Source organism: Paracoccus sp. SM22M-07, assembly GCF_001887735.1.
Classification (GTDB): Bacteria; Pseudomonadota; Alphaproteobacteria; order Rhodobacterales; family Rhodobacteraceae; genus Paracoccus.
In genome coordinates this window covers 214,136-237,921 of record NZ_JPKW01000004.1, presented here as the reverse complement: position 1 = coordinate 237,921, position 23,786 = coordinate 214,136, and the positions used below count along the sequence as shown (strand labels likewise).

Annotated in this window: 26 protein-coding genes and 1 tRNA gene; 17 read left to right on the top strand and 10 right to left on the bottom strand. The window is 67.0% G+C overall.

Annotated features, from left to right (window positions below; translation table 11 throughout):
- Positions 1-70: 70 nt before the first annotated feature.
- Positions 71-874, bottom strand: a complete 804-nt coding sequence (locus IE00_RS08105) for an undecaprenyl-diphosphate phosphatase (RefSeq protein WP_072296560.1) — start codon at positions 872-874, stop codon at positions 71-73.
- Entirely contained in the window at positions 874-1,857 is a 984-nt protein-coding gene (locus IE00_RS08100) for a complex I NDUFA9 subunit family protein (protein WP_072296559.1), read from the bottom strand. Before IE00_RS08100 ends, IE00_RS08105 begins: the two co-directional genes overlap by 1 nt.
- A 203-nt stretch (positions 1,858-2,060) precedes the next feature.
- On the opposite strand from IE00_RS08100, the gene IE00_RS08095 reads away from it, so the two are divergent.
- From IE00_RS08095 to IE00_RS08055, 9 genes are all read left to right on the top strand, one after another.
- Positions 2,061-2,145 (top strand) — tRNA-Leu (locus IE00_RS08095).
- 254 nt (positions 2,146-2,399) lie between these two features.
- Positions 2,400-3,014, top strand: a complete 615-nt coding sequence (locus IE00_RS08090) for a ribonuclease D (protein ID WP_072296558.1) — start codon at positions 2,400-2,402, stop codon at positions 3,012-3,014.
- 73 nt (positions 3,015-3,087) lie between these two features.
- Positions 3,088-4,032, top strand: coding sequence for an SIS domain-containing protein (locus IE00_RS08085; protein WP_072296557.1), 945 nt, complete (start codon positions 3,088-3,090; stop codon positions 4,030-4,032).
- Between the two features lie 4 nt (positions 4,033-4,036).
- Positions 4,037-4,645, top strand: coding sequence for a hypothetical protein (locus IE00_RS08080; RefSeq protein WP_072296556.1), 609 nt, complete (start codon positions 4,037-4,039; stop codon positions 4,643-4,645).
- A 21-nt stretch (positions 4,646-4,666) separates the two neighbouring features.
- Positions 4,667-5,143 (top strand): lipopolysaccharide transport periplasmic protein LptA, encoded by a 477-nt coding sequence (lptA, locus tag IE00_RS08075; RefSeq protein WP_072296555.1) that lies wholly within the window; start codon positions 4,667-4,669, stop codon positions 5,141-5,143.
- Entirely contained in the window at positions 5,143-5,880 is a 738-nt protein-coding gene (gene lptB / locus IE00_RS08070) for an LPS export ABC transporter ATP-binding protein (RefSeq protein WP_072296554.1), read from the top strand. The genes lptA and lptB overlap by 1 nt, the downstream gene beginning before the upstream one ends.
- Positions 5,881-6,079: 199 nt before the next feature.
- Positions 6,080-6,655: a ribosome hibernation-promoting factor, HPF/YfiA family gene (hpf, locus tag IE00_RS08065; RefSeq protein ID WP_072296553.1), complete on the top strand. Its 576-nt coding sequence runs from the start codon at positions 6,080-6,082 to the stop codon at positions 6,653-6,655.
- Between the two features lie 85 nt (positions 6,656-6,740).
- Positions 6,741-7,205, top strand: coding sequence for a PTS sugar transporter subunit IIA (locus tag IE00_RS08060; protein ID WP_072296552.1), 465 nt, complete (start codon positions 6,741-6,743; stop codon positions 7,203-7,205).
- Between the two features lie 61 nt (positions 7,206-7,266).
- Positions 7,267-7,455 (top strand): hypothetical protein, encoded by a 189-nt coding sequence (locus IE00_RS08055; protein ID WP_072296551.1) that lies wholly within the window; start codon positions 7,267-7,269, stop codon positions 7,453-7,455.
- Between the two features lie 69 nt (positions 7,456-7,524).
- Here the strand turns inward: IE00_RS08055 and IE00_RS08050 are convergent, their stop codons facing one another.
- Positions 7,525-8,394, bottom strand: a complete 870-nt coding sequence (locus tag IE00_RS08050) for a branched-chain amino acid aminotransferase (protein ID WP_072296870.1) — start codon at positions 8,392-8,394, stop codon at positions 7,525-7,527.
- 156 nt (positions 8,395-8,550) lie between these two features.
- On the opposite strand from IE00_RS08050, the gene IE00_RS08045 reads away from it, so the two are divergent.
- From IE00_RS08045 to IE00_RS08025, 5 genes are read left to right on the top strand one after another with little or no spacing between them, the layout of a single operon-like run.
- Positions 8,551-9,069: a MarR family winged helix-turn-helix transcriptional regulator gene (locus IE00_RS08045; RefSeq protein WP_072296550.1), complete on the top strand. Its 519-nt coding sequence runs from the start codon at positions 8,551-8,553 to the stop codon at positions 9,067-9,069.
- 13 nt (positions 9,070-9,082) lie between these two features.
- The gene (locus IE00_RS08040) at positions 9,083-9,787 is read left to right on the top strand and encodes a response regulator (protein WP_072296549.1); all 705 of its coding nucleotides are present in this window, start codon (positions 9,083-9,085) and stop codon (positions 9,785-9,787) included.
- A 31-nt stretch (positions 9,788-9,818) separates the two neighbouring features.
- On the top strand, positions 9,819-10,646 hold the full coding sequence (locus IE00_RS08035; RefSeq protein ID WP_072296869.1) for a uracil-DNA glycosylase: 828 nt from the start codon (positions 9,819-9,821) through the stop codon (positions 10,644-10,646).
- 56 nt (positions 10,647-10,702) lie between these two features.
- On the top strand, positions 10,703-12,043 hold the full coding sequence (locus tag IE00_RS08030; RefSeq protein ID WP_072296548.1) for an efflux RND transporter periplasmic adaptor subunit: 1,341 nt from the start codon (positions 10,703-10,705) through the stop codon (positions 12,041-12,043).
- Positions 11,988-15,386, top strand: a complete 3,399-nt coding sequence (locus IE00_RS08025; RefSeq protein ID WP_240493824.1) for an efflux RND transporter permease subunit — start codon at positions 11,988-11,990, stop codon at positions 15,384-15,386. Before IE00_RS08030 ends, IE00_RS08025 begins: the two co-directional genes overlap by 56 nt.
- On the opposite strand, the gene IE00_RS08020 is transcribed toward IE00_RS08025, so the two are convergent.
- On the bottom strand, positions 15,383-16,234 hold the full coding sequence (locus IE00_RS08020; RefSeq protein ID WP_083554175.1) for a protein-disulfide reductase DsbD domain-containing protein: 852 nt from the start codon (positions 16,232-16,234) through the stop codon (positions 15,383-15,385). The two genes, IE00_RS08025 and IE00_RS08020, sit on opposite strands and share 4 nt — an antisense overlap.
- Positions 16,235-16,338: 104 nt before the next feature.
- Here IE00_RS08020 and IE00_RS08015 point away from each other — a divergent pair, with 104 nt between their 5' ends.
- On the top strand, positions 16,339-16,944 hold the full coding sequence (locus tag IE00_RS08015; RefSeq protein ID WP_072296547.1) for a YqgE/AlgH family protein: 606 nt from the start codon (positions 16,339-16,341) through the stop codon (positions 16,942-16,944).
- A gap of 63 nt (positions 16,945-17,007) precedes the next feature.
- Here IE00_RS08015 and map read toward each other — a convergent pair whose 3' ends face one another.
- Positions 17,008-17,805 (bottom strand): type I methionyl aminopeptidase, encoded by a 798-nt coding sequence (map, locus tag IE00_RS08010; protein WP_072296546.1) that lies wholly within the window; start codon positions 17,803-17,805, stop codon positions 17,008-17,010.
- A 109-nt stretch (positions 17,806-17,914) separates the two neighbouring features.
- Between map and IE00_RS08005 the strand changes: the two genes are divergently transcribed.
- Complete coding sequence (locus tag IE00_RS08005) at positions 17,915-18,655, top strand: molybdopterin-binding protein (RefSeq protein WP_072296545.1); 741 nt, start codon at positions 17,915-17,917, stop codon at positions 18,653-18,655.
- A complete protein-coding gene (locus tag IE00_RS08000) occupies positions 18,655-19,374 on the top strand; it encodes a GNAT family N-acetyltransferase (RefSeq protein WP_072296544.1) in 720 nt (239 codons plus the stop codon). The genes IE00_RS08005 and IE00_RS08000 overlap by 1 nt, the downstream gene beginning before the upstream one ends.
- On the opposite strand, the gene kynA is transcribed toward IE00_RS08000, so the two are convergent.
- From kynA to IE00_RS07975, 5 genes are read right to left on the bottom strand one after another with little or no spacing between them, the layout of a single operon-like run.
- A complete protein-coding gene (gene kynA, locus IE00_RS07995; protein ID WP_072296543.1) occupies positions 19,371-20,192 on the bottom strand; it encodes a tryptophan 2,3-dioxygenase in 822 nt (273 codons plus the stop codon). The two genes, IE00_RS08000 and kynA, sit on opposite strands and share 4 nt — an antisense overlap.
- Entirely contained in the window at positions 20,189-21,808 is a 1,620-nt protein-coding gene (locus tag IE00_RS07990; RefSeq protein WP_072296542.1) for an AMP-binding protein, read from the bottom strand. Before IE00_RS07990 ends, kynA begins: the two co-directional genes overlap by 4 nt.
- A gap of 18 nt (positions 21,809-21,826) precedes the next feature.
- Positions 21,827-22,222 (bottom strand): RidA family protein, encoded by a 396-nt coding sequence (locus IE00_RS07985; RefSeq protein ID WP_072296541.1) that lies wholly within the window; start codon positions 22,220-22,222, stop codon positions 21,827-21,829.
- Positions 22,215-22,604, bottom strand: coding sequence for a thioesterase family protein (locus IE00_RS07980; protein WP_072296540.1), 390 nt, complete (start codon positions 22,602-22,604; stop codon positions 22,215-22,217). The genes IE00_RS07985 and IE00_RS07980 overlap by 8 nt, the downstream gene beginning before the upstream one ends.
- Positions 22,601-23,731, bottom strand: a complete 1,131-nt coding sequence (locus tag IE00_RS07975) for an acyl-CoA dehydrogenase family protein (protein WP_072296539.1) — start codon at positions 23,729-23,731, stop codon at positions 22,601-22,603. Before IE00_RS07975 ends, IE00_RS07980 begins: the two co-directional genes overlap by 4 nt.
- Between the last annotated feature and the right edge of the window lie 55 nt (positions 23,732-23,786).

Sequence of the window (23,786 nt, the reverse complement as noted above, 5' to 3'; positions counted from 1 at the left end):
CTAAATGCCAGTTTTTCGCGATGGCGGCGTGATTTTTGTCGCCGCCATCGGATTATTTGGTCAGCATTACTTACCCACCGACCGTCAGAGCCAGCAAAACCACGGTTCCTGCAATGATCCGCCACCAGGCAAAAAGCGCATAGCCGTGCTTGGAGACATATCCCAACAGCCAGCGCACGACGACGACCGCGCTGAGAAAGGCCGTGACAAAGCCGATGGCGATGTTGCCCAAGGCTGCCGCATCAAGGATATCGCGATTCTTGATCAGGTCCAAAGTGAATGCGCCCAGCATGGTCGGGATCGCCAGGAAGAAGCTGAACTCGGCCGCCGAACGCTTGTCGGCGCCCATCAGCAATGCCCCCACGATCGTCGCCCCCGAGCGCGAGACGCCGGGAACCATCGCGAGGCATTGGAAGAAGCCGATCTTGAGCGCCATGCCCAGGGGGAAATCCTCGGCCCGGTGATAACGGGGGGCGGTGACGCGGCGGTCGACCCACAGCATGATGAAGCCCCCGATGATCAGCATGACGGCGATCAGCATCGGTGTCTCGAAAAGGACCGTCTTGATGAAGTCGTGGGCGACAAGGCCGATGACCACGGCCGGCAGGAAGGCCAGCAGCACCGCGGCGACGAAGCGGCGCGCGCCGGGATCATGGGGTGCATCGGTCAGGATCTGCCAGATGCGACCTGCATAGACGCCCAGGATGGCAGCGATGGCGCCCAGCTGGATCACCACCTCGAAGGCGCGGCCGGGCGAATCGAAGCCCAGGAAATGCCCTGCCAGAAGAACGTGTCCGGTGGATGACACCGGGATGAATTCGGTCAGGCCCTCGAGGATACCCAGGACCGCCGCGACGATTGTGTTATGTTCCATCAGTTGTCGCGCAGGTTCTTTGCCGAGGCCTTGATGGCGTCATATTGCCCCGAAGGCCGGAACCGCCACAGATAGTCGTCGACCACCGCCTCGGCCGCGACGGGCTGGATGCCCAGTTCCGCAAAGCCCTTGGCGCCGTCGCTGACGACATTGTCCTGGCGCAGCAGGGCCAGCTGGTCGCGGCTGAGCGGGTTGGTGAACAGCCCGCCCGTCAGGGTCTGCGCGACCCCCAGGCCCGCCGATCCGATCCGCGCCAGGGCGAAGGGCATGTTCGCCACCAGCTTGCGGCGATGCGTGGCCTTCAGCACCTGCCCGACGATCTGGCGCAGGGTCAGGATGTCGGGTCCGCCCAGTTCATAGATGCCGGGGGCGGCCTTGCCGGTGGCGCCCAAGACGGCCGCGCGGGCGACATCCTCGACATAGACCGGCTGCATCCGGGTGTTGCCGCCGACGATGGGCAACACCGGACCCATGCGGGTCATGCCGGCGAAGCGGTTGTAGAAATTGTCGTCGGCCCCGAAGATCACCGAAGGCCGCAGCACGACGGCATCGGGGAACTGTGCCAGCACGGCCTCTTCGCCGCGCGACTTGGCGGCGATGTACTTGCTGTCGGATTCCGTGTCGATGCCCAGCCCCGAGATATGGACCAGATGCGACAGGCCCAGCTCCGTGGCGATGCGGGCGATATGTTCGGCACCCTCGTGGAACACGTTGGAAAAGGTGCTCTTGCCTTCGGGCGACAGGATGTTGACGCAATTGACGGCGGCATCGGCCCCGGTCAGGGCGGCGCGGACGGATGCCTCGCTGCGGATGTTGCACAGGACAGGGGTGACCTGCCCGACCGCGCCATAGGTGCGGGTGAACAGCGCCTCGTCGGGGCGGCGGACCGCAACCCGGACGCGCCAGCCTTCCTTTGCCATCAGTCGGGCAACCTGCCGACCGACAAAGCCAGACCCGCCAAAGATCGTGACCAGTTTCGCCATGGGCGTCTCGCCTCCTTCGTGCCGATTGTTGGCGTGATCCTTACCCATAGGCGGGGACTGCGGCAAGGCGGCACGGGGCGCAGCCCCTGCCATGCACGGGGTTTCGCAGGGTCGATGACGATTTCTCAAAAAACTTTCGAAAAGATGTCAGAATCGCATTGACGCCCCCCGTAACTGTCTTTAATCAGCCGCTTACACCACCTGCCCAGGTGGCGGAATTGGTAGACGCGCACGGTTCAGGTCCGTGTGCCGCAAGGCGTGGAGGTTCGAGTCCTCTCCTGGGCACCATTAAAAAGCCCCCGCAAGCTTCGTGCTTGCGGGGGCTTTTCCTTATCCGCCGCACGGATGCCGCGGGGCATGCATTGCGGGTCGAATCATGGGCGTTCTGCCCGCCCGGCGACCGTTCCGTTCGCAGGATCGTGCGGCCGCCACGAGGCCTGGTTTGTCATTTCCGCTGGATCGGAACGCCCGTTTCTGGTCAGAGAGGGGCAAGACAGGCTGACCCTGCATCCGAGGATCGGCGTTCAAGAGCAGGACCGGCAATGAGCATCCATCTGTATCCCAACGACCTTCCCGACGATCTGGTGCTTGGCCCCGTCGTCGCCATCGACACCGAGACCATGGGCCTGGACCCGCGCCGCGACCGGCTGTGCCTGGTGCAGCTGTCATCGGGCGACGGCGAGGCGCATCTGGTCCAGATCGACCGCGGCCAGACCGAGGCGCCGAACCTGACCAAGGTATTGACCGACCCTAAGATCCTGAAGCTGTTCCACTATGGCCGCTTCGACATCGCGGCGCTGGAAAACGCCTTCGGCGTCGTGACCTCGCCCGTGTGGTGCACCAAGATCGCATCCCGGCTGGTGCGCACCTTCACCGACCGGCACGGATTGAAGATGATCCTGTCCGAGTTGATCAATGTCGATGTCAGCAAGCAGCAGCAGACCAGCGACTGGGGCGCCGAGGACCTGAGCGATGCGCAGCTGGAATACGCGGCATCGGACGTCCTGCACCTGCACAAGCTGAAAGAGGCGCTGGAACAGCGCTTGCGCCGGGAAAACCGTCTGGGGCTGGCGCAGGCCTGCTTTGACTTTCTGCCGGCGCGTGCCCATCTGGACCTGCTGGGATGGTCCGACGACAAGGATATCTTCAACCACTGACATCGGCCTTGGGGCGGATCGCCGCGCATGCGGCGCGCGCCCTGACCATCGGTGATCACTGCAGGGCGGACATATGGCAGACTATATTGAAACGGCAAGACGCGTCATCCAGACCGAGATCGACGGCCTTGCCGCGCTGTCGCAGGGCCTGGACGACCGGTTCACCCGCGCGGTCGAGATGATGCTGGCCGTCAAGGGCCGGGTGATCGTGTCGGGCATGGGCAAGTCCGGCCATGTCGGGCGCAAGATCGCGGCGACGCTGGCCTCGACCGGGACGCCGGCGCAATTCGTGCACCCCGCCGAGGCCTCGCACGGGGATCTGGGCATGGTGACGCGCGACGACCTGGCGCTGGTCCTGTCCAACAGCGGCGAAACGCCGGAACTGGCCGACCTGATCGCCCATACCCGGCGCTTCGCGATCCCGCTGATCGGGGTGGCGGCGCGGCCGCAATCCACGTTGATGCGCCAGGCGGATCTGGCGCTGGTGCTGCCCGCCGCCGCCGAGGCCTGCGGCAACGGCATCGTGCCCACCACATCGACGACCATGACGCTGGCTCTTGGCGACGCTTTGGCCATCGCCCTGATGGAGCATCGCAAGTTCACCCCCGAACATTTCCGCACCTTCCACCCCGGTGGCAAGCTGGGCGCGCTGCTGGCCAAGGTGGGCGACCTGATGCATCCCGACATGCCGCTGGTGGGTCAGGCCGCCCCCATGTCCGAGGCGTTGCTGGTCATCAGCCAGAAGGGCTATGGCGTCACCGGGGTTGTGGATGATGCAGGCGCGCTGGTCGGCATCATCACCGACGGCGATTTGCGGCGTCACATGCAGGGCCTGCTGGATCTGGACGCGGCGGCGGTCATGACCCGCGCGCCGCGCACCGTCGGCCCCGACGCCCTGGCCGAGGCCGCGCTGGCGCAGATGCAGGACCGCAAGATCACCTGCCTGTTCGCGGTGGCGGATGGCAGGCCGCAGGGCATCCTGCATATCCACGACTGCCTGCGGGCCGGGTTGGTCTGAGGCCATGAACCGCACCCGCATCGTCCGCTGGTTGCGCGTCCTGCTGCCGCTGGTGGCATTGGCGATGCTGTCCACGATGTTCCTGCTGTCGCGCGGATCGGATACCGAATCGCGTATCCCCTATGCCGAGGTCGATGCCCAGGCCGCCGCGCGCGAAGGGCGGATCGTCGGGCCGGAATACATGGGCGTGACCGAGGACGGGGTGCAGATGTCTCTGGCTGCCAGCAGTGCCGCCCCCGATGCGGCGGCCGGGGGTGGCCGGGCGCAGGATCTGCGCCTGGACTGGCAGCGCCCCGACGGGGTCACCGCCGATCTGGTCGCGCCGTCGGGCGGGGCGGGCGAGGGCGTCGTCAGCCTGGAGGGCGGTGTCGTCATGTCGACCTCGACGGGGTGGCAGGTCCGCACCGACCGGATCGAGGCGCTGACCGAGCGATCGGTGATCACCGCCGATCAGGGGATCGAGGCCGACGCCCCCTTCGGCACCCTCAGGGCGGACCGGATGCGTCTTGCGCCCGAGGGGGATGCCGGCGGTGACGTCGATGCGGATGCGGGCGGCGACAAGCCCGCGATATTGAATTTCTCGGGCGGTGTCCGTCTGATATACCAGCCCTGACCCCTTGCAAGGAACGACCTCATGCTTCGCCCCCTGCTGACCGCCCTGGCATTGCTTGCCGCGCCCGCATCTGCGCAGAACGTCACCTTCGGCGGGATGAAGGCCGATGTCTCGGCCCCGGTCGAGGTGGCGTCCGACAACCTGACGGTCAACCAGACCGATGGCAGCGCGCTGTTCGAGGGCAATGTCGTGATCGGGCAGGGCGACATGCGCCTGTCCGCCGATCAGGTGACCGTCCAATATGCCGAAGGCGGGCAGAACCGCATCCAGTCGCTGACCGCCACCGGCAACGTCACCCTGGTCAGCGGCGAAGACGCCGCCGAGGCGCAGAAGGCCGTCTATGATGTCGAAGGTGGCAATGTCGTGCTGACCGGCGACGTGCTGCTCAGCCAGGGGCAGAATGTCCTCAGCGGCGATACGGTCACGGTCGATCTGGCCACGGGCGCCGCGCAGGTCAACGGCCGCGTCCGGTCCGTCCTGCAGCCGGGCACGAACTGATGTCGCAGGCGGCCAAGGGGCTGGATGTCCGGAACCTGCGCAAATCCTATCGCAACCGGCTGGTGATCCGCGACGTCTCGGTCAGCCTGAACCGGGGCGAGGTCGTGGCCCTGCTGGGCCCGAACGGATCGGGCAAGACGACCTGCTTTTACTGCATTGCCGGGCTGGTCACGCCCGACGCAGGGCAGGTGGCGATCGACGGGCGCGACGCCACGCGCCTGCCGATGTTCCGCCGCGCCCGGATGGGCATCGGCTATCTGCCGCAGGAGATGTCGATCTTTCGCGGGCTGACGGTCGAACAGAACATCATGGCGGTGCTGGAGGTCGCGGTCGCCGATCCCCGTCACAGGCGCGACCGGCTGGAGGAATTGCTGGCCGATTTTTCCATCACCCATCTGCGCCATGCCTCGGCCATGGCGCTGTCGGGGGGCGAACGCAGGCGGGCGGAAATCGCGCGCTGCCTGGCCTCGGACCCCAGCTTCCTGCTGCTGGACGAACCCTTCGCGGGCGTCGACCCCATCGCCGTCGGAGAGATCCGCACCCTGGTCCATGCGCTGAAATCGCGCGGCATCGGCGTGCTGATCACCGACCACAACGTGCGCGAGACATTGGGCATCGTCGACCGGGCCTATATCCTGCATGATGGGCATGTGCTGATGTCGGGCAGTACCGATCAGATCGTGGCCGACCCCAAGGTGCGCCAGGTCTATCTGGGCGACGATTTCCGCATGTCCTGAGCCGCGTCCAACGGCCCGTCCTGCATCGAAGAATCCTGATCACGCCCTTGTGGGACCCGTTGACAGATCCGGTCCGCTGTCACCAAATTGAATCATGCGGGCCGGACTGATGACATGGCCCGTGACACCCGTTCCCGCCGTCGCCGGCTGTTTTTGACGGGCCGACGCATGCAGGACGGGCAACCGGAGAGGAAATACGATGCGCTACACCATCAGCGGAAAACACATCGATGTCGGCGACGCCCTGACCACCCATGTCAAGACCGAGCTGGGCGAGACGATCGAAAAGTATTCGCAGCGGCCCACCGATGCGGCCGTGACCTTTTCCAAGGATGCCCACCAGTTCCTGTGTGATTCCGTCGTTCACCTGTCCACCGGGCTGAACGTGACCGCGCGTGGTGCCGCCACCGACATCTATGCCGCCTTCGAGGCCTGCCGCGAGAAGATGGACAAGCAGCTGCGCCGCTACAAGCGCCGCCTGAAGGATCACCACCAGCAGCGCGCCGAGCCTGTTGTCTTCGGACAGGCGGACAGTTATGTGCTGGCCGCCGACGAGGATGCATGGGAATCGCAGGACAGCGGTCTGCAGCCTATCATCATCGCCGAAATGGAATCGCGCGTGCCGACCCTGTCGGTCGGTGACGCCGTGATGCAGATGGAGCTGTCGGGAACCCCGCTTCTGGTGTTCCGCAACGAGAAACATGGCGGCGTCAACGTCGTCCATCGCCGCGACGACGGCAATGTGGGATGGATCGATCCTCGCGGGAATGGCTGACGCCTGCCGCGTTGTGACGCTTGAATGACTGGGGCGCCCCCGACATGCCGTTCGGGGGCGCACAGCATGGGAAAGACACTGGACAATGCAACTGAGTGAAATCCTCCGACCCGGGGCTGTCCGTTCATTGGGGCAGATCACCTCGAAGAAACGGCTGTTCCAGGAACTGGCCGATCTGGCGCAGGTCGAATACGGGCTTGTCGCATCGGAGGTGCTGGATGCGCTGCAGGAACGCGAAAGCTTGGGGCCGACCGGCGTGGGCCAGGGTGTCGCCCTGCCGCATGCGCGTCTGCATGGGCTGAACAAGGTTGCGGGCATGTTCCTGCGGCTTGAAAAGCCCCTGGATTTCGATGCCGTCGACCGCCAGCCGGTTGATCTTGTCTTTGCCCTGCTGGCCCCCGAAAGCAGCGGCGTGGATCACCTCAAGGCGTTGGCGCTGGTGTCGCGGACGCTGCGCGACACGGACCTGCGGGCCAAGCTGCGGGCGAATGACGATCCGGTGGCGCTGCATGCCGTTCTGGCGGCGGCCCAAGGCATCAAGGCCGCCTGAGGGTCGACGGGGCTTTGAAAATGGCCGAATCGGTCCTATGCTGAGCGGCAGGAGGGCCACCATGACCAAGCATATCGCCGATCAACCCCGCATGCAGGGCACGGCCCGCATGCGCGAATTCCTCAGGCAGGAACGCATGGACAAGCTGCATCCCGCCATTCGCAGCCTGCACAGCCAGCCCAAGTCGCGCGATCCGCGCAGCCGCAAGGCCGCCGAATACGCCCGCATCGAACGGGGCCATCTGACCTGAACCGACGCCGATCCACGCGAAAGGGCCGCACCCGTCGGGATGCGGCCCTTCCTTCGTCAGGTGGTCGGATCAGGCGCGGACCAGCGCCTCATAGCTTTCGGCCACGTCGCGGGTGATCTGGCCGACCTGGAAATGCCAGTCGCCGATCTGGCCCACGGGGGTGACCTCGGCGGCGGTGCCGGTCAGCCAGCATTCGTTGAAGCTTTCCAGCTCCTCGGGCAGGATGCGGCGTTCGTGGACGGTGTAACCCTTGTCCTTCAGCATCTGGATGATGGTCTGGCGGGTGATGCCGTTCAGGAAACGGTCGGCCAGCGGCGTGTGGATCTCTCCGTCCTTGACGAAGAAGATGTTGGCGCCGGTGGCTTCGGCGACGTAACCCTCCCAGTCCATGAACAGGGCGTCGGAACAGCCCTTGGCTTCGGCGGCGTGCTTGGACATGGTGCAGATCATATAGAGACCCGCGGCCTTGGCGGCCGTCGGGATGGTCTCGGGGCTGGGACGCTTCCACTTGGCGACGTCCAGTTTCGCGCCCTGCCACTTGGCATCGCCGTAATAGCTGCCCCATTCCCACGCGGCGACCGCCATGCAGACCGGGTTGCGCGCAGCCGACACGCCCATGTCCGGACCCGACCCGCGCCATGCGACGACGCGCACATAGGCGTTGTCGAACCCGTTGGCCTTCAGCACGGCTTCCTTGGCGGCGTCGATCTCCTCGGCGCTGTAGGGGATGGGCATGTCCAGAAGCCGGCCCGATTCGATCAGGCGCAGCGAATGTTCATGGCTTTTGAAAATCTTGCCGTCATAGCACCGCTCGCCCTCGAAGACCGAAGAGGCGTAATGCATCGCGTGCGTCAGGATATGCACATTTGCGTCGCGCCAGTCGACCAGTTCACCGTTCATCCAGATCTTGCCGTCGCGATCGTCGTAAGCCGCCGTCATGTCTTTCTCCATCCGCCGCCCGATTTTACGATTCTTGCGTCTGTCAGGGCGGATTTGGCACGTTTGTTACGCAAGATGGTTGACGGCTAGCAATCACCGGTTAGAAAGTCAACAAGACTGCCATATAGCGGCGATCAGCAGGACAGGATGGAACGGATGCAGGACAAGGCGCGGATTCAGACCATGATGGGCGAGGATCTGCTGTTTCTGACCGACGACCAGCTGCGTCGCGGGATCGAGGCGATGTTCTTTGCCTATCGCGCCTTCACCGCCGATCCCGACATCATCCTGGCCGATATGGATTACGGGCGGGCCCATCACCGGGCGTTGCATTTCATCAACCGTGATCCGGGGCTGACGGTGACATCGCTGCTGGCGGTGCTGGGGGTGACCAAGCAGTCGCTGAACCGGGTGCTGCGGACGCTGATCGAGGACGGGCTGGTCGACAGCCGCATCGGACGGCGCGACCGGCGCGAACGCCAGCTGTACCTGACCGCCGCCGGCACCGCGCTGGAACGCCGCCTGACCGAGGCGCAGCGCGCCCGGATGCGCCTGGCCTATCGCACGGCCGGCCCGCAGGCGGTGGCGGGCTTCCGACAGGTGCTGGAAGCGATGATGGACCCCGAGACGCGGTCGCAGTATCAGGCGCTGAAGGATCTTCCCGACGACCGCTGACCGCCGAGGCCCCATGACCGCACCCGATGCCCATCTGCTGATCGTCGACGATGATGAACGCATCCGTGCGCTGCTGGCCCGTTTCCTGCGCAAGAACGGCTTCATGGTCAGCATGGCCCGCGATGCCGCGCAGGCGCGCCGCCTGCTGGCGGGGCTGGAATTTGACATGATCGTGCTGGACGTGATGATGCCGGGCGAAGACGGCCTGACCCTGACGCGCGATCTGCGCACCCGCATCCAGACGCCCATCCTGCTGTTGACCGCCAAGGGCGAGATCGAGGACCGCATCACCGGGCTTGAAAGCGGCGCGGATGACTACCTGGCCAAGCCCTTCGAGCCGCGCGAACTGCTGCTGCGCATCGGGGCCATCCTGCGCCGGGTTCCTGCCGTCGGGGTTGCCCAGCCCAAGTTCCTGACGCTTGGCCAGCTGCGCTATGACACGGAAAAGGGCGAATTGTGGCAGGGCGACACGCCCATGCGCCTGACCGGCACCGAAAGCGCGCTGCTGCGCCGGCTGGCCGCCAGCCGCGGCCAGCCCGTCAGCCGCGCCGACCTGATCGAGGATCTGGGTCGCGGCAACGGTGACGAGGCCGAGGGCGGCGAACGCGCCATCGACGTCCAGATGACCCGCCTGCGCCGCAAGATCGAACCCGATCCGCGCGAACCGCGCTTTCTGCAGACGGTTCGTGGCACGGGCTACATGCTGGTGGTGGACTAGTCCGGTCCTTGGCCCTAGCTTGCGGCCTGTGATGGACGGGGCAACATATCAGGGAATCGCGCTGGACGGCGACACCGCCTTGGCGTTGCTGGAATGGCAGATCGAGATGGGCGCGGATGTGCCCGTCATGGACGAACCCGTCGACCGGTTCGAACTGCCCGCCCGCGTGGCCGCCCCCGACCTGCCGCCGATCGCCGTCCAGGCCCCCGCCGCCGCACCCGCCCTGCCGGGGCTGGAGGATGACCGGGCCGAGCGTCTGGCCCAGGCCGAGGCGCTGGCCGCCAGCGCCACGTCGCTGGTCGACCTGGCCCGGATTCAGGAAGGGTTCGACGGGATCGAGTTGAAGAAGGGCGCGCGGAACTTCTGCTTTGCCGATGGCAATCCCGCGGGCCGCATCCTGATCCTGGGCGAGGCACCCGGCGACGAGGAAGACCGCCAGGGCCGTCCCTTCGTGGGGCGTGCGGGGCGGCTTCTGGACCAGATGTTCGGGGCCATCGGCATGGCCCGCGACGCGACGGATGCGGAACGGGCGATCTATATCACCAACGTCCTGCCATGGCATCCGCCCGGCAATCGCGACCCCCATGCCGATGAAATCCTCGTGAGCCTGCCCTTCGTGCGGCGCCATATCCAGCTGGTCGACCCCGATATCATCGTGCTGCTGGGCAATGTCGCCTGCCAGGCGGCGCTGGAAAAGCGCGGCATCCTGCGGCTGCGGGGCCAGTGGACACAGGCTTTCGGGCGTCCGGCGCTGCCGATGACGCACCCGGCCTATCTGCTGCGCAACCCCGCCGCCAAGCGCGAGGCATGGTCGGACCTTCTGTCGCTGGCGGCGCGGCTGGAATCGCTTTCCGTTTAGGTTCCGTTTCCCCATCATGGGCTATCCGGACCGCCCGAGATATGGACCTTTGACGCATGCGCTTCATGACCCGCGGCCTGATGGGGCTGTTCCTGACTTTCCTGACCGTGGCGCTGCTGTTTCTGGCGGCGTTCCTGCTGTGGCAGGCATCGCGACCCGTCGAGGATGATGCAAGGGCCGAACGGCAGGCGTCGGAACAGGTCTATGCGGCGCGGCTGGTGACGGTCACGCCGGGGCCGGTGCAGCCGCAATTGCAGGTCTATGGCAGCATCCAGTCGCGGCGCGAACTGCAATTGCGGGCCGGGGCCTCGGGGCGCGTGGTGGAACTGGCCGAAGCCTTGCAAGAGGGCGGGTCGGTCACCAAAGGCCAGCTGCTGGCCCGCATCGACCCGGCGGCGGCGCAGGCGGCGCTGGACAGCGGGCAGGCCGAACGCGACGATGCCGAAGGCAGGCTGGAAGACGCCCGCCGCGCCGTCCTGATCGCCGGAGAGGACCTGGCCGCTGCCGAACGCCAAGCTGAACTGCGCGAGGCCGCCGTCACCCGCCAGCAGGAATTGTCGGGGCGTGGCCTGGGCACCAGCCTTGACCGGGAAACGGCGGAACTGGCGGCCTCGACGGCGGAACAGGCAGTGATCAGCCGCCGCGCCGCGCTGGCCGATGCCGAAAGCGCCGTCACCGCCGCCGAAAACGCCCTTCGCCGGTCCGAGATCGCGCTGTCCGAGGCACGTCGCGAACTGGCCGATACCGAATTGCGCGCGGGCTTTGACGGGCGCGTGACCGATGTGACGGTCGTTCAGGGCGGGCTGGTCAGCCTGAACGAACAGATCGCCACCATCATCGACCCCGACGCGCTGGAGGTGCAGATCCCGCTGTCGCTGGATCAGTTCGCGCGGCTGGTCGAGACCGACGGCCGGCTTGGCGCGCATGAGGTCACCGTGCTGCTGGATGGCAGCGCGGGTCAGCTGACCGCCCGCGCGGAACTGGACCGGGCCGCCGCATCCGTGGCCGAGGGCAGCGCCGGGCGCATCGTCTTTGCCCGCATCACCGAAGGGGGCGGCGCCCTGCGCCCGGGCGATTTCGTCCGCACCTATGTCACCGAACCCATGCTGGAAAACGCGGCCCTGATCCCCGCCACCGCCGTCGGGGCCGATAGCGCCGTGCTGGCGGCGGGCGATGAGGGGCGGCTGCGGGCCATTCCCGTGACCGTCCTGCGCCGCCAGGGCGACGACGTCATCATCCGCGTGCCGCCGGACTTGGCGGGCGGGCGCATCGTGGCCGAACGCGCGCCGCAGTTGGGCATCGGCATCCGCATCCGGGACGCCGAAGCCCCCGAGGAGATTCTTGAGCCGCAGGCCGATCGTCGCGCCCAAGGCGCGCAGGGTGCCGGACGTGGCTAGGTCGCGCGGCATCCTGTCGCTGTTCGTCCGCCACCGGACGCTGGCCAACCTGGTGCTGGCCGTGATGGTGGTGGCGGGGCTTTATTCCGCGCCGCGCCTGCGGGCACAGTTCTTTCCCGACACGGTGGTCCAGCAGATCGACGTAACGGTCCAGTGGGACGGGGCGGGGGCTGATGATGTCGACCGGTCCGTCGTGGGCGTGCTGGAACCCGCGCTGATGGGCGTCGAGGGGGTCGAGCTGACCGAAAGCCGGGCGACCCAGGGCGCCGCCCGGCTGCGGCTGGAATTCGAGCCGGGCTGGGACATGTCGCGTGCCGCAGCCGAGGTGGACACCGCCATCAGCGCCGCGGGCGACCTGCCCGAAGGCGCCGAGGAACCCGAGATCACCCGCCGCGCATGGCGCGATTCCGTGGCCGACGTGGTCATCTCGGGGCCCGTCGGTCTGGCCCAGTTGGGCCGCATCGCAGACGACCTGTCCAACAGGCTTTACGCGCGCGGCGTGACGCGCATCTCGACGGCGGGGCTGTCGGCGCCCGAAACGCTGGTCCAGCTGAACATGGCCGACCTGATCCGCCACGACCTGACCATGGAGGAGGTCGCCGGCGTCATCGGCGCCGCCGCCGCCGCGACCCCCGCGGGCGATATCGCATCCGGCACCGCGCGGGTGCGCACCGGCACCGAAACCCGCGATCCGGCGGCGGTGGCGGCGCTGGTGCTGAAGGCGCTGCCGGACGGCACCCAGCTGACCGTCGGCGACGTGGCGCAGGTCACCGACAGCGGCATCGACCGTGACATGGCTTATTTCGTGAATGGCGATCCCGCCGTCACCATCGCCGTCCAGCGCAGCGCGACGGGCGACGCCATCGGCATGCAGCGCCAGGTCGAGGAAGCCGTCGCCCAGATGGCCCCGACCCTGCCGCAGGGCGTCGGCATCGAACTGGTGCGGGCGCGGGCCGAGCTGATCTCGGCCCGGCTGGACCTGCTGCTGGACAACGCGATGCTGGGGCTGGCGCTGGTGCTGGGCCTGCTGTTCCTGTTCCTGAACGCGCGCACGGCCATCTGGGTGGCGGCGGGCATTCCGGCATCGCTGCTGGCGGCGGTGGCGCTGATGTATGCGGCGGGCATGACGATCAACATGATCTCGCTTTTCGCGCTGATCCTGACATTGGGGATCATCGTCGACGACGCGATCGTGGTGGGCGAACATGCCGATTACCGGGCCCGCAAGCTGGGCGAACCGCCGATGATCGCCGCCGAACGCGCCGCGATCCGCATGGCTGCGCCGGTGGTGTCATCGACGCTGACGACCGTCATCGCCTTTGCGGGGCTGGTACTGATCGGGGGGCGTTTCGGGCGGCTGGTGGGGGATATTCCGCTGACGGTGATCATGGTGCTGGCGGCATCGCTGATCGAATGTTTCCTGATCCTGCCCAACCACATGGCGCATGCGCTGGCCCATACCGCCAAGGACCGCTGGTACGACCGCCCCTCGAAACTGGTGAACCGCTGGCTGGACCGCTTTGTCGACAGGGTCATGCGGCCGCTGACGCGCCTGGTCCTGGGCTGGCGCTATCCGGTCTTGGCGATGGTGGTCGTGGGGCTGTCATGGTCGGCGGCGACACTGATGTCGGGGCAGGTGCCGTGGCGCTTTTTCGATGCGCCCGAACAGGGCAGCGTGGCGGGCAATTTCGCCATGCTGCCCGGGTCCGACCGCGACGACACGCTGCGGGTCATGGGCCTGGTCCAGCAGGCGGTCGAGGGCGTCGCCAGCGAATACCAGCAGGAATACGGGCTGAACCCGGTGACCCACGTGATGACCATGGTCGGCGGCAATGCGGGTCGTCCCCTGCCGGGCGCCGAAACCAAGGACGAGGACCTGCTGGGCGCCGTCCAGCTGGAACTGATCGATCCCGATTATCGCCCCTATTCCAGCTTTGAATTCGTCCAGGCCCTGCAAGAGGCCATGCCGACCGATCCCCGGCTGGAAACGATCAGCTTTCGCGGGTCGCGGTCGGGGCCGGGGGGCGATACCATTTCGGTGCGCATGACCGGCGCCGATGCCGGCCAGCTGAAATCCGCGGCCGAGGCGCTGAAGCAGCGCCTGTCCCAGTTCCCCGAGGTTTCCGCGTTGGAAGACAGCATGGATTACGACAAGGACGAACTGGCGCTGAACCTGACCCCGCAGGGCGAGGCGCTTGGCTTTACCACCCAAGGGTTGGCGCGCGAATTGCGCCAGCGCCTTGGCGGGATCGAGGCCGCGACCTTCCCCGTCGGCATCCGCACCGGCGCCATCACCGTCGAACTGCCAGAGGATGACCGGCGCGGCGATTTCCTGGACAGCATGCTGATGCGGACCGCATCGGGGCAATGGGTGCCCCTGTCCGATATCGTGACCGTCACCACCGAGGCCGGCTTTTCCGTCGTCCGGCGTGAAAACGGCGAAAGGATGATCCTGGTCACCGGCGACATCTCCGGGGACGATCCGGCGCGGGCGGCGCAGATCACCCAGGACCTGCAGCAGAGCCTGCTGCCCGCCATCGCGGCGGAATATGGCGTTCTTTACGACCTGACGGGCCTATCGGAGCAGGAAAACGAATTCCTGTCGGATGCCCTGATGGGCTTTGCCCTGGCGCTGACCGGCATCTACATGGTGCTGGCCTGGATATTCTCCAGCTGGACGCGGCCGATGGTGGTCATGTCGGTCATTCCCTTCGGGCTGATCGGCGCGGTCTGGGGGCATGCGGCTTGGCAATTGCCGCTGAGCATGTTTTCCATCGTCGGGCTGATCGGCATGTCGGGGATCATCATCAACGATTCCATCGTGCTGATTTCGACCATCGACGAATATGCCGCCGAACGCGGGTTGCGCCCCGCGATCATGGATGCCGTCGCCGACCGGTTCCGCCCCGTGTTGCTGACCACGGCGACGACCGTGCTGGGCCTTGCGCCGCTGCTTTACGAACGGTCGTCGCAGGCGCTGTTCCTCAAGCCCACGGTGGTGACGCTGGCCTATGGCCTGGCCTTCGGGATGGTGCTGGTGCTGCTGGTCGTGCCGGCGGTGCTGGCCATCGGGGCCGATATCGGCGGGGCGGTGCGTGGCCTTCGCCGTGCGCTGTCCACGTCGCGGGCGCCCCGGATGCGCCGCGCGATGCGGACGGGGGCGATGGGCGCGGGCCTGGCCTTTGCCGTGACCCTGTTGCCGGTGATGGCGGTGCAGGGGGCGGGGGCCTCCCTGCCGGCATGGTGGCCCATTGCGGGCCTGGGCGTGGCGATGGGGGCCTATCTGCTGCTGCTGGCGCTGGTCATGGCGGGCACTGCGGTGATGCTGCGCCGCGCGGCCTAATCGCGCCGGTCGCAGCCGCGGGTTTCATACCCCGTGGGGGTGGTTTCGGGATCGACGATCATCGTGACACGCAGGCCGTCGGTATCAACGTCGAAGGGTTCGCCCGAGGGGGCGACCATCTCGACCGTGGCGCGGTTGTCCGCCCCGATCTGCGCCGAGGAGATCCAGATGTCGGGCTGGTCGGGCAGCTCGATCGCGGCCATGCCCGTTCGGGCGACGGGCAGGTCGACCGCAAGACGGATGCCGTCCTCCAGCGCGGTCACGCGGCAGGCCGGGCGGGCGTCCAGCACCTGTGATTGCGCCTGCAGCGCGGCCTTGATCTGCGGGTCCGGATCGGTGCCCGCAGGCGGCGCGACAAGCGTCAGCCGGGCGGGAACGCAGATGGCCTCGCACAACCCGATCTCGATCTGGCTCTCGATGGCGATGGGGTCGTCCGGATCGGCCGCATGGGCCGTGAAGGGCAGGACCAGCCGGTCGTGATAGCCCAGGTCCAACTGATCGCCCGACCGGATCATCTGGGGGGTGGGCCAGTGGAAGGACACGTCCCGCAGGTTTTCCGACCCCTGCCATTCGAAAAGCGGCGGCAGGCCGGTATCGCCCGGCGACCGCCAATAGGTCTTCCATCCCGGTTCCAGCCGCAGTTCCAGCGCCATCATCCGGTCGCCACCCGGCAGGGACCATCCCGGCAACAGCCGCGCCGAAACCAGCCCCGGCGGCAGTTCGGCAGATGTTTCGGGGACCTGCGCCCCGTCGGACCGCCAGGGCGATGCCGTCAATGTCTGCTGGGCGGCCGCGATGCCGGTGGTCAGAGCCAGGACGGCGGTCGCCAGAAGGGGGATGCGTGTCATGCCCCAGACCTAGCGGGCCGGGGGCAGGGCTGGAAAGTCACAAATGCGCGCGAACCTTGCAAGATCGCATCCCAGCCCCGATCTTGAAGGACAAAGGAGACCAGATGAGCATCACCCCCGAATCCTCGCCCCAGACAGAAACGGCCAACGCGAACCTGACCGGCAAGATCCTGATCGCCATGCCCGGCATGACCGATCAGCGCTTTGAAAGATCGGTCGTGCTGGTCTGCGCCCATTCCGATGACGGCGCGATGGGGCTGGTGCTGAACCATCCCCTGCCCGAGATCGATTTCGGCGAATTGCTGGAACAGCTGGGCATCGAGGTCGAGGAGAATGCCCGACAGGTCCAGATCCGATTTGGCGGTCCGGTCGAGCCCGGACGCGGCTTCGTGCTGCACAAGGTCGCCGAACACGGGACGGACCCCGAAGGCCGGATGCGCATCGGCCATGCGCTGGCCATGACCACCACGCGCGACATCCTGGAGGATCTGGCGCAGGGGCAGGGGCCGGAACCGGCGGTTCTGGCGCTTGGCTATGCCGGATGGGGGCCGGGGCAGCTGGAATCCGAGATGCTGGCCAATGGCTGGCTGACGGGCGACAGCGCCGAGGACCTGATCTTTGACAGCGCGAATGACGACAAGTGGCAGCGCGCGCTGCGGGCGCAGGGCATCGACCCATCGCTGCTGTCGGCGGCGTCGGGTCGCGCCTGATGGCGTGCCGGGGGGGCGTGACAGGACGGCTCCCCGCACGGTTCGATCATGGGTCGCGCGGCATCAGCCCAGGTCGGGGAAGAACCGGTCCGAAGGCGTGAAGATCTCGAACCCGTCGGCGGTCACGCCGATCGAATGTTCGAACTGCGCCGACAGCGACTTGTCGCGCGTGACGGCGGTCCAGTCATCGGCCAAGACCTTGGTTTCGGGACGGCCCAGGTTGATCATCGGTTCGATGGTGAAGAACATGCCTTCCTCCAGCACCGGGCCTTTGCCCGCGCGCCCGAAATGCAGCACGTTCGGCGGGGAGTGGAAGACCCGCCCGATGCCGTGGCCGCAGAAATCGCGCACGACCGACATGCGCTGCCCTTCGGCATAGGTCTGGATGGCCGCGCCGATATCGCCGAAGGTGGCGCCGGGGCGCACGACCTCGATCCCCTTCATCAGTGCGTCATGCGTGACCTTCAGCAGGCGCTGCGCCTTCAGGGGCGCCTTGCCCGCGACATACATGCGGCTGGTGTCGCCGAACCAGCCGTCCACGATCACCGTCACGTCGATATTGGCGATGTCGCCTTCCTTCAGCACCTTGTCGCCCGGAATGCCGTGGCAGACGACGTGGTTCACGCTGATGCAGCTGGCATGCTGGTATCCGCGATAGCCGATGGTGGCGGATGTCGCGCCCAGTTCCGCGATCCGGTTGCGGATGAAATCGTCCAGAACGGACGTGGCGACGCCGGGTTCGACCAGCGGCCCGACCTCGTCCAGGATCTGCGCGGCAAGCGCACCCGCCTTGTGCATGCCTGCGGAATCCTCGGGCATGTGGATGCGGATACCTTCCTTGGTGATGCGGCTGTCGTCCATCGCTGATCCTTTCTTCATTCCTGCTAGATAGATCGCCGAGGCCACTTGTTCCAGCCCTTCCCACGGGCATAGAAGGATGCATCACGTTTCAAGCCAAGGGGCAGCGCAGATGCAGTCGGACAACCCTACCGCCGCAATCCTGGTCATCGGGGATGAAATCCTGTCGGGGCGCACCCGCGAAGGCAATGCCCACCACCTGGCGCAGGTTCTGACGGCGACCGGGTTCGATCTGCGCGAAATCCGCGTCGTGTCCGACGACCACGACAGTATCGTCGGTGCGATCCGGGAATACGACAAATCGCTTGGCGGCAAATACGACCTGCTGTTCACCTCGGGGGGGATCGGGCCGACGCATGACGACATCACCGCCGATGCCGTCGCCGACGCCCATGGCACCACCGTCGAGATCCACCCCGACGCCCGCGCCATCCTGCAGGAACGCTGTGACCGCATGGGGACCGAACTGACGGAAAACCGCCTGCGCATGGCCCGCATCCCGGTGGGCGCGACGCTGATCGACAATTCGGTGTCGGGCGCGCCGGGCTTTTCCATCGGCTGCACCCATGTGATGGCCGGCGTGCCGGAAGTGTTTCGCGGCATGGTCGCCTGGCTGGTCCCGAACCTGCCCGGCGGCCGCCCCGTGCAATCGCTGACCATCGAGGTGCGCCGCGGCGAAAGCGACGTGGCCGAGGACCTCAAGGCCGTGGCCGCCGATTTTGCCGATCTGTCGCTGGGGTCCTATCCCTTCCGCGACGACACGGGCTGGGGCACGAACCTGGTGGTGCGGGGGCTGGATCAGGCCCGTGTCGCGGCGGGCATGTCCGCGCTGAAGGCGCGGCTGTCGCTCTGATGGGGCGGCCCGACGCGGAACTGGCCCGCGCCTTTGAGGCCACCTGGCCCGCCGCCGAAACGGTCCGCTGCGGCGGGCTGGTCGTGGGGCGGGGGCTTGGGGCCGGCGGGCGCGTCAGTTCCGGGGTGGCCGATGGTCCCTGGACGCCCGGCGATCTGGATGCCGCCTGCGCGCAGCATGCCACATGGGGCCAGCGCCCGCTGTTTCGCGCCTGGGATGACGACCGCGGTCTGATCGCCGCACTGACCGCCCGTGGTTTCGCGACCGAGATCCCGACGCTGGTCATGTCCGCCCCGGTGGCGTCGCTGACCGACCGGACCCTGCCGCCCGTGATGACCTTCGCCCTCTGGCCGCCCATGGCGATCCAGCGCCAGATCTGGGGCGCGGGCAACATCAACCCCGCGCGGCAGGCGGTGATGGACCGCGTGCCCCACCCCAAGACCGCCATCCTGGGCCGCATCCAGGACCGCGCGGCGGGCAGCGCCTTCGTGGCGGCGCATGGGCCGGTGGCCATGGTCCACGGGGTCGAGGTGCTGGCCCCCTTCCGCCGCCAGGGCCTTGCCGGCTGGATGATGCGCCAGGCCGCCTTCTGGGCCGCCGAACAGGGCACGACCCGCATCGGGCTGGCGGTCAGCCGCGCCAACGCAGTGGCACAGGCGACCTATGCCGCCCTGGGGTTTTCGGTGGTGGGCAGCTATGCCTATTACGGGCGGGACTAAAGCTCGGTCCGCAATTCCCACAGGTCGGGATAAAGCACCACGTCCAACATCCGCCGCAGATAGCTGACGCCCGATGTGCCCCCCGATCCGCGTTTGAAGCCGATGACCCGTTCGACCGTGGTGACGTGGTTGAAACGCCAGCGGCGGAAGTAATCCTCGAAATCGACCAGTTTTTCGGCCAGCTCGTACAGCTCCCAGTACCGGCCCCGGTCGCGATAGACCTGCGCCCATGCGGCGCGGGCGGCGGGGTCGGGCTGGTGGGGGCGGTCCAGTTCGACGCGTGCGGCCACGTCGAACCCCGCCGCGCGCAGCCGGTCCAGAACGTGATCGTAAAGCGACGGTCGCGCGGCCTCGGCGCGCAGGGCCTGGGCCAGTTCGGGGCGGTGTTCATGCGGGCCGATCATTGCCATGTTGCGGTTCCCGGCGACGAATTCGATCATCCGGTACTGGAAGGACTGAAAGCCGCTGCTTTCCACCAGCGACGGGCGGAATTCGGTATATTCACTGGGCGTCATGGTGCGCAGCACGTCCCACGCGCTGTTCAGCTGTTCCATGATCCGCGACACGCGCGACAGCATCTTGAAGGCCGGTCGTAGGTCGCCCGCGGCGATCCGGTCGCGGGCGGCCGACATTTCATGCAGGGCCAGCTTCATCCACAACTCGCTGGTCTGGTGCTGGATGATGAACAACATCTCGTCATGGGCGTCCGAACGCGGATGCTGGGCGGACAGGATGGCGTCCAACCCCAGATAGTCGCCATAGGACATGCGCCCGTCAAAGGACATGCGTGCGCCGTCGGACGCGGGATCATAGGTCATTGCTTCAGCCTGAATCGTTGGATCTTGCCCGTCTGGGTCTTGGGCAGCGCCTCGCAGAAGACCACGCTGCGCGGGTATTTGAAGGGGGCGATGCTGTCCTTGACGTGGCGCTGCAACCGTTCGACCGTGGCCTGGTCGGCGGCGACGCCTTGGGTCAGCACCACATGGGCCTGCACGATCTGGCCGCGATCTGGATCTGGAATGCCGATCACCGCACATTCGGACACGTCGGGATGGGACAGGAGCGCCGCTTCGACATCAGGGCCGGCGATGTTGTAGCCCGCCGAGACGATGATGTCGTCGCAGCGCGCGGCGAAGTGAAAGCGCCCGTCATCATCCTGCCAGAAGGTGTCGCCCGTCAGGTTCCAGCCGTCCAGGACATAGTTGCCCTGCCGCGGGTCGTCCAGGTATCGGCAGCCGGTCGGGCCGATGACGGCCAGGCGGCCCATCTCGCCGCGCGGGACCTCGGTGCCGTCATCGCCGATGATGCGGGCGCGATACCCTTGGACGGGGCGGCCCGTGCAGCCGGGATGGCTGTCGTCCAAGCGGTTGGTCAGGAAGATGTGCAGCATCTCGGTCGCGCCGATGCCGTCCAGCATGGGCTTGCCCGTGCGGTCGTGCCAATCCTGCCAGACGGGGGCGGGCAGGGTCTCGCCCGCGCTGACGGCGACGCGCAGGCTGGACAGATCGGCCCCCTGGTCCATCGCCCGCAGCATGACCCGATAGGCGGTCGGCGCGGTGAAACAGATGGTGGCGCGGTGATCCTGGATGATCTGGACCATGTTCGGCGGCGATGCGTTTTCCAGCAGCACCGCGCTGGCCCCGAAGCGCAGCGGAAAGACCGCCAGACCGCCCAGGCCGAAGGTGAAGGCCAAAGGCGGGCTGCCCACGAAGATGTCGTCGGGGGTGACGCCCAGAACCTCGCGCGCGTAACCATCGGCGATGATCAGCAGGTCGCGGTGGAAATGCATCGTGGCCTTGGGTTCGCCCGTCGACCCCGAGGTCATGCCCAGCAGCGCCACGTCGTCGCGACCCGTGCGCACCGCGTCGAAACGCACGGGCTTGGTCAGGGCCGCGCGGTCCAGTTCGGCGTCGTGATTGGCGGTGCCGTCGAAGCCGATCACCGTGTTCAGCACCGATGACGCCTTGGCGGTCGCGACCAGCTCCTCCATCAGGCGGGTATCGCAGAGCGCGAAACCCACCTGCGCCTTGTCGACGATCTGGCCCAGTTCCTTGGCGCGCAGCATCGGCATGGTGTTAACCACCACCGCCCCCGCCTTGGTCGCAGCCAGCCAGCAGGCGACCATCGCGGGGTTGTTGACCGACCGGATCAGCACGCGGTTGCCGGGCCTGACGCCGTAATCGCTGACCAGCGCATGGGCCAGGCGGTTCGTCCAGTCGGACAGCTCCTTGTAGGTGCGCGCCCGCCCGTTGCCGACCAACGCGATACGGTCGCCAAAGCCGCGTTCGACCATGCGGTCGGTCAGTTCGGCCCCCACGTTCAGCCAGTCGGGATAGTCGTATCCCGACAGGTCGATCACGGGCCAGGCCGCGACGGGCGGCAGGTGGTCGCGCGTGAAGCTGTCCTGATGTCCGCTTGGTCCCAATGCTGCCATGGTGATCCCCCCAAGGTTTCAGTCCGGAATGACGGCGGTGGCCTCGATCTCGACCTTGGCGCGATCCTCGACCAAGGCCACGACCTGGACCAGCGCCATGGCCGGATAGTGGCGGCCGATGACGTCGCGATAAGCGGCGCCGACCTCGCGCAGGGCGCCCAGGTATTCGTGCTTGTCGGTGACATACCACGTCAGGCGCACCAGATGTTCGGGCCTTGCGCCGCCTTCGGCCAGGACCGCGACGATGTTTTCCAGCACCTGCCGGACCTGGCCCGCGAAATCATCGGTCCGGAACTGCTGGTCGGCATCCCAGCCCACCAGCCCGCCGGTATAGATGGTGCGCCCGCGGGCCATGACGCCATTGGCATATCCGACGGCGCGCTTCCAATGCGCGGGATGCAGCGGTTCATGCATGATAGGCCTCCAGCGTGGTGCGGATATCATCGGGCCAAGGCGACGGGGTGAAATCGCGTGCCATCCAGACGACGGTGCTGCGTGCCTCCAGCCGGTCTTCGGCGCGGATCAGGAACCGGGCGCTGCTGGTGCCCAGATGGTCCACCTGCAGATCCCACCGGATGCGGTCCCCAAGGCGCGATGGCTTTCTGAAATCCATCTGCAGGCTGACCGTCGGCATGCCCTGTCCCGCCGCCATCATCGGGCCGAAGCCGTGGCCCACGATATCCAGGAAGAAGTTTTCCACCATGTGGTTCACCATCTCGGCATAGCGGGGGTAGAAGACGATCCCCGCCGGATCGCAGTGGCAGAACTCGATGGCGATGGTGCGGGAATAGATCATGCCCCCTCCAACACGCTGCGGGCGATGATCAGCTTCTGCACGTCGCTGGCCCCTTCATAGATGCGCAAGGCGCGGATTTCGCGGTAAAGGCTCTCGACCGGCATGCCGACCCGCACGCCGTCGCCGCCGAACAGCTGCACGGCCTGGTCGATGACCTGCTGGGCGGCCTCGGTTGCGTAAAGCTTGGCCATCGCCGCCTCGCGCGTGATGCGGGCTGCGCCCTGATCCTTGGCCCATGCGGCGCGATAGACCAGCAGGGCAGCGGCATCGATCTTCAGCGCCATATCGGCCAGATGCCCCTGCACCAGCTGCAGATCCGCCATCGGCGCCCCGAACAGCCGGCGGTCGCGGACGCGTCCCAAGGCCTCGTCCAGCGCGCGCCGGGCAAAGCCCAGGGCGGCGGCGCCGACGGTGGGCCGGAAATGATCCAGGACGGTCATGGCGATGCGGAACCCGTGCCCCGCCTGACCGATCAGCGCATCGCCGGGCAGCCGAACCTGCGTCAGGCGCAGATGCGCCAGCGGATGGGGCGCCATCACCTCGATCCGGCTGACGACCTCCAGCCCCGGCGTGTCGGCGGGCAGCAGAAAGGCCGACAATCCGCGCGCCCCATCGTTTTCGCCGGTCCGCGCGATGATGACGTAAAGATCCGCGATCCCCCCGTTCGAGATATAGGTCTTGTCGCCATCCAGCACCCATTCATCACCGTCGCGTCGCGCCGTGGTGGCCGTCCGCGCCACATCCGACCCCGAACCCGGTTCGGTCAGTGCAAAGGCCGAAATGGCGTCGCCTGCCCGCGTCCGGTCCAGCCACGCCCGTTGCCCCTCACTGCCGAACAGGGTGACGGCCCCCATGCCCAGGCCCTGCATCGCAAAGGCGAAATCCGCCAGCCCGTCGTGACGCGCCAGCGTCTCGCGGATGATGCACAGCGCCCGGATGTCCAGCGCGTCGCCGCCCGAATGGCGCAGCCAGCCGCCCCGCCCCAATTCCGCGACCAGCCCGCGACAGGCCGCGTCCACGTCGCCGTGATCGACAGGCAGATGCACACCGCACCATGCCTCCAGATCCTCGGCCAGCTTGCGATGGCGATCCTCGAAAAACGGCCAGTCCAGAAAGCTCCGATCCATCTTCTTCTTTGTCCCAAATACCCTCGGGGGGGCCGGGGGGCGAAGCGCCCCCGGC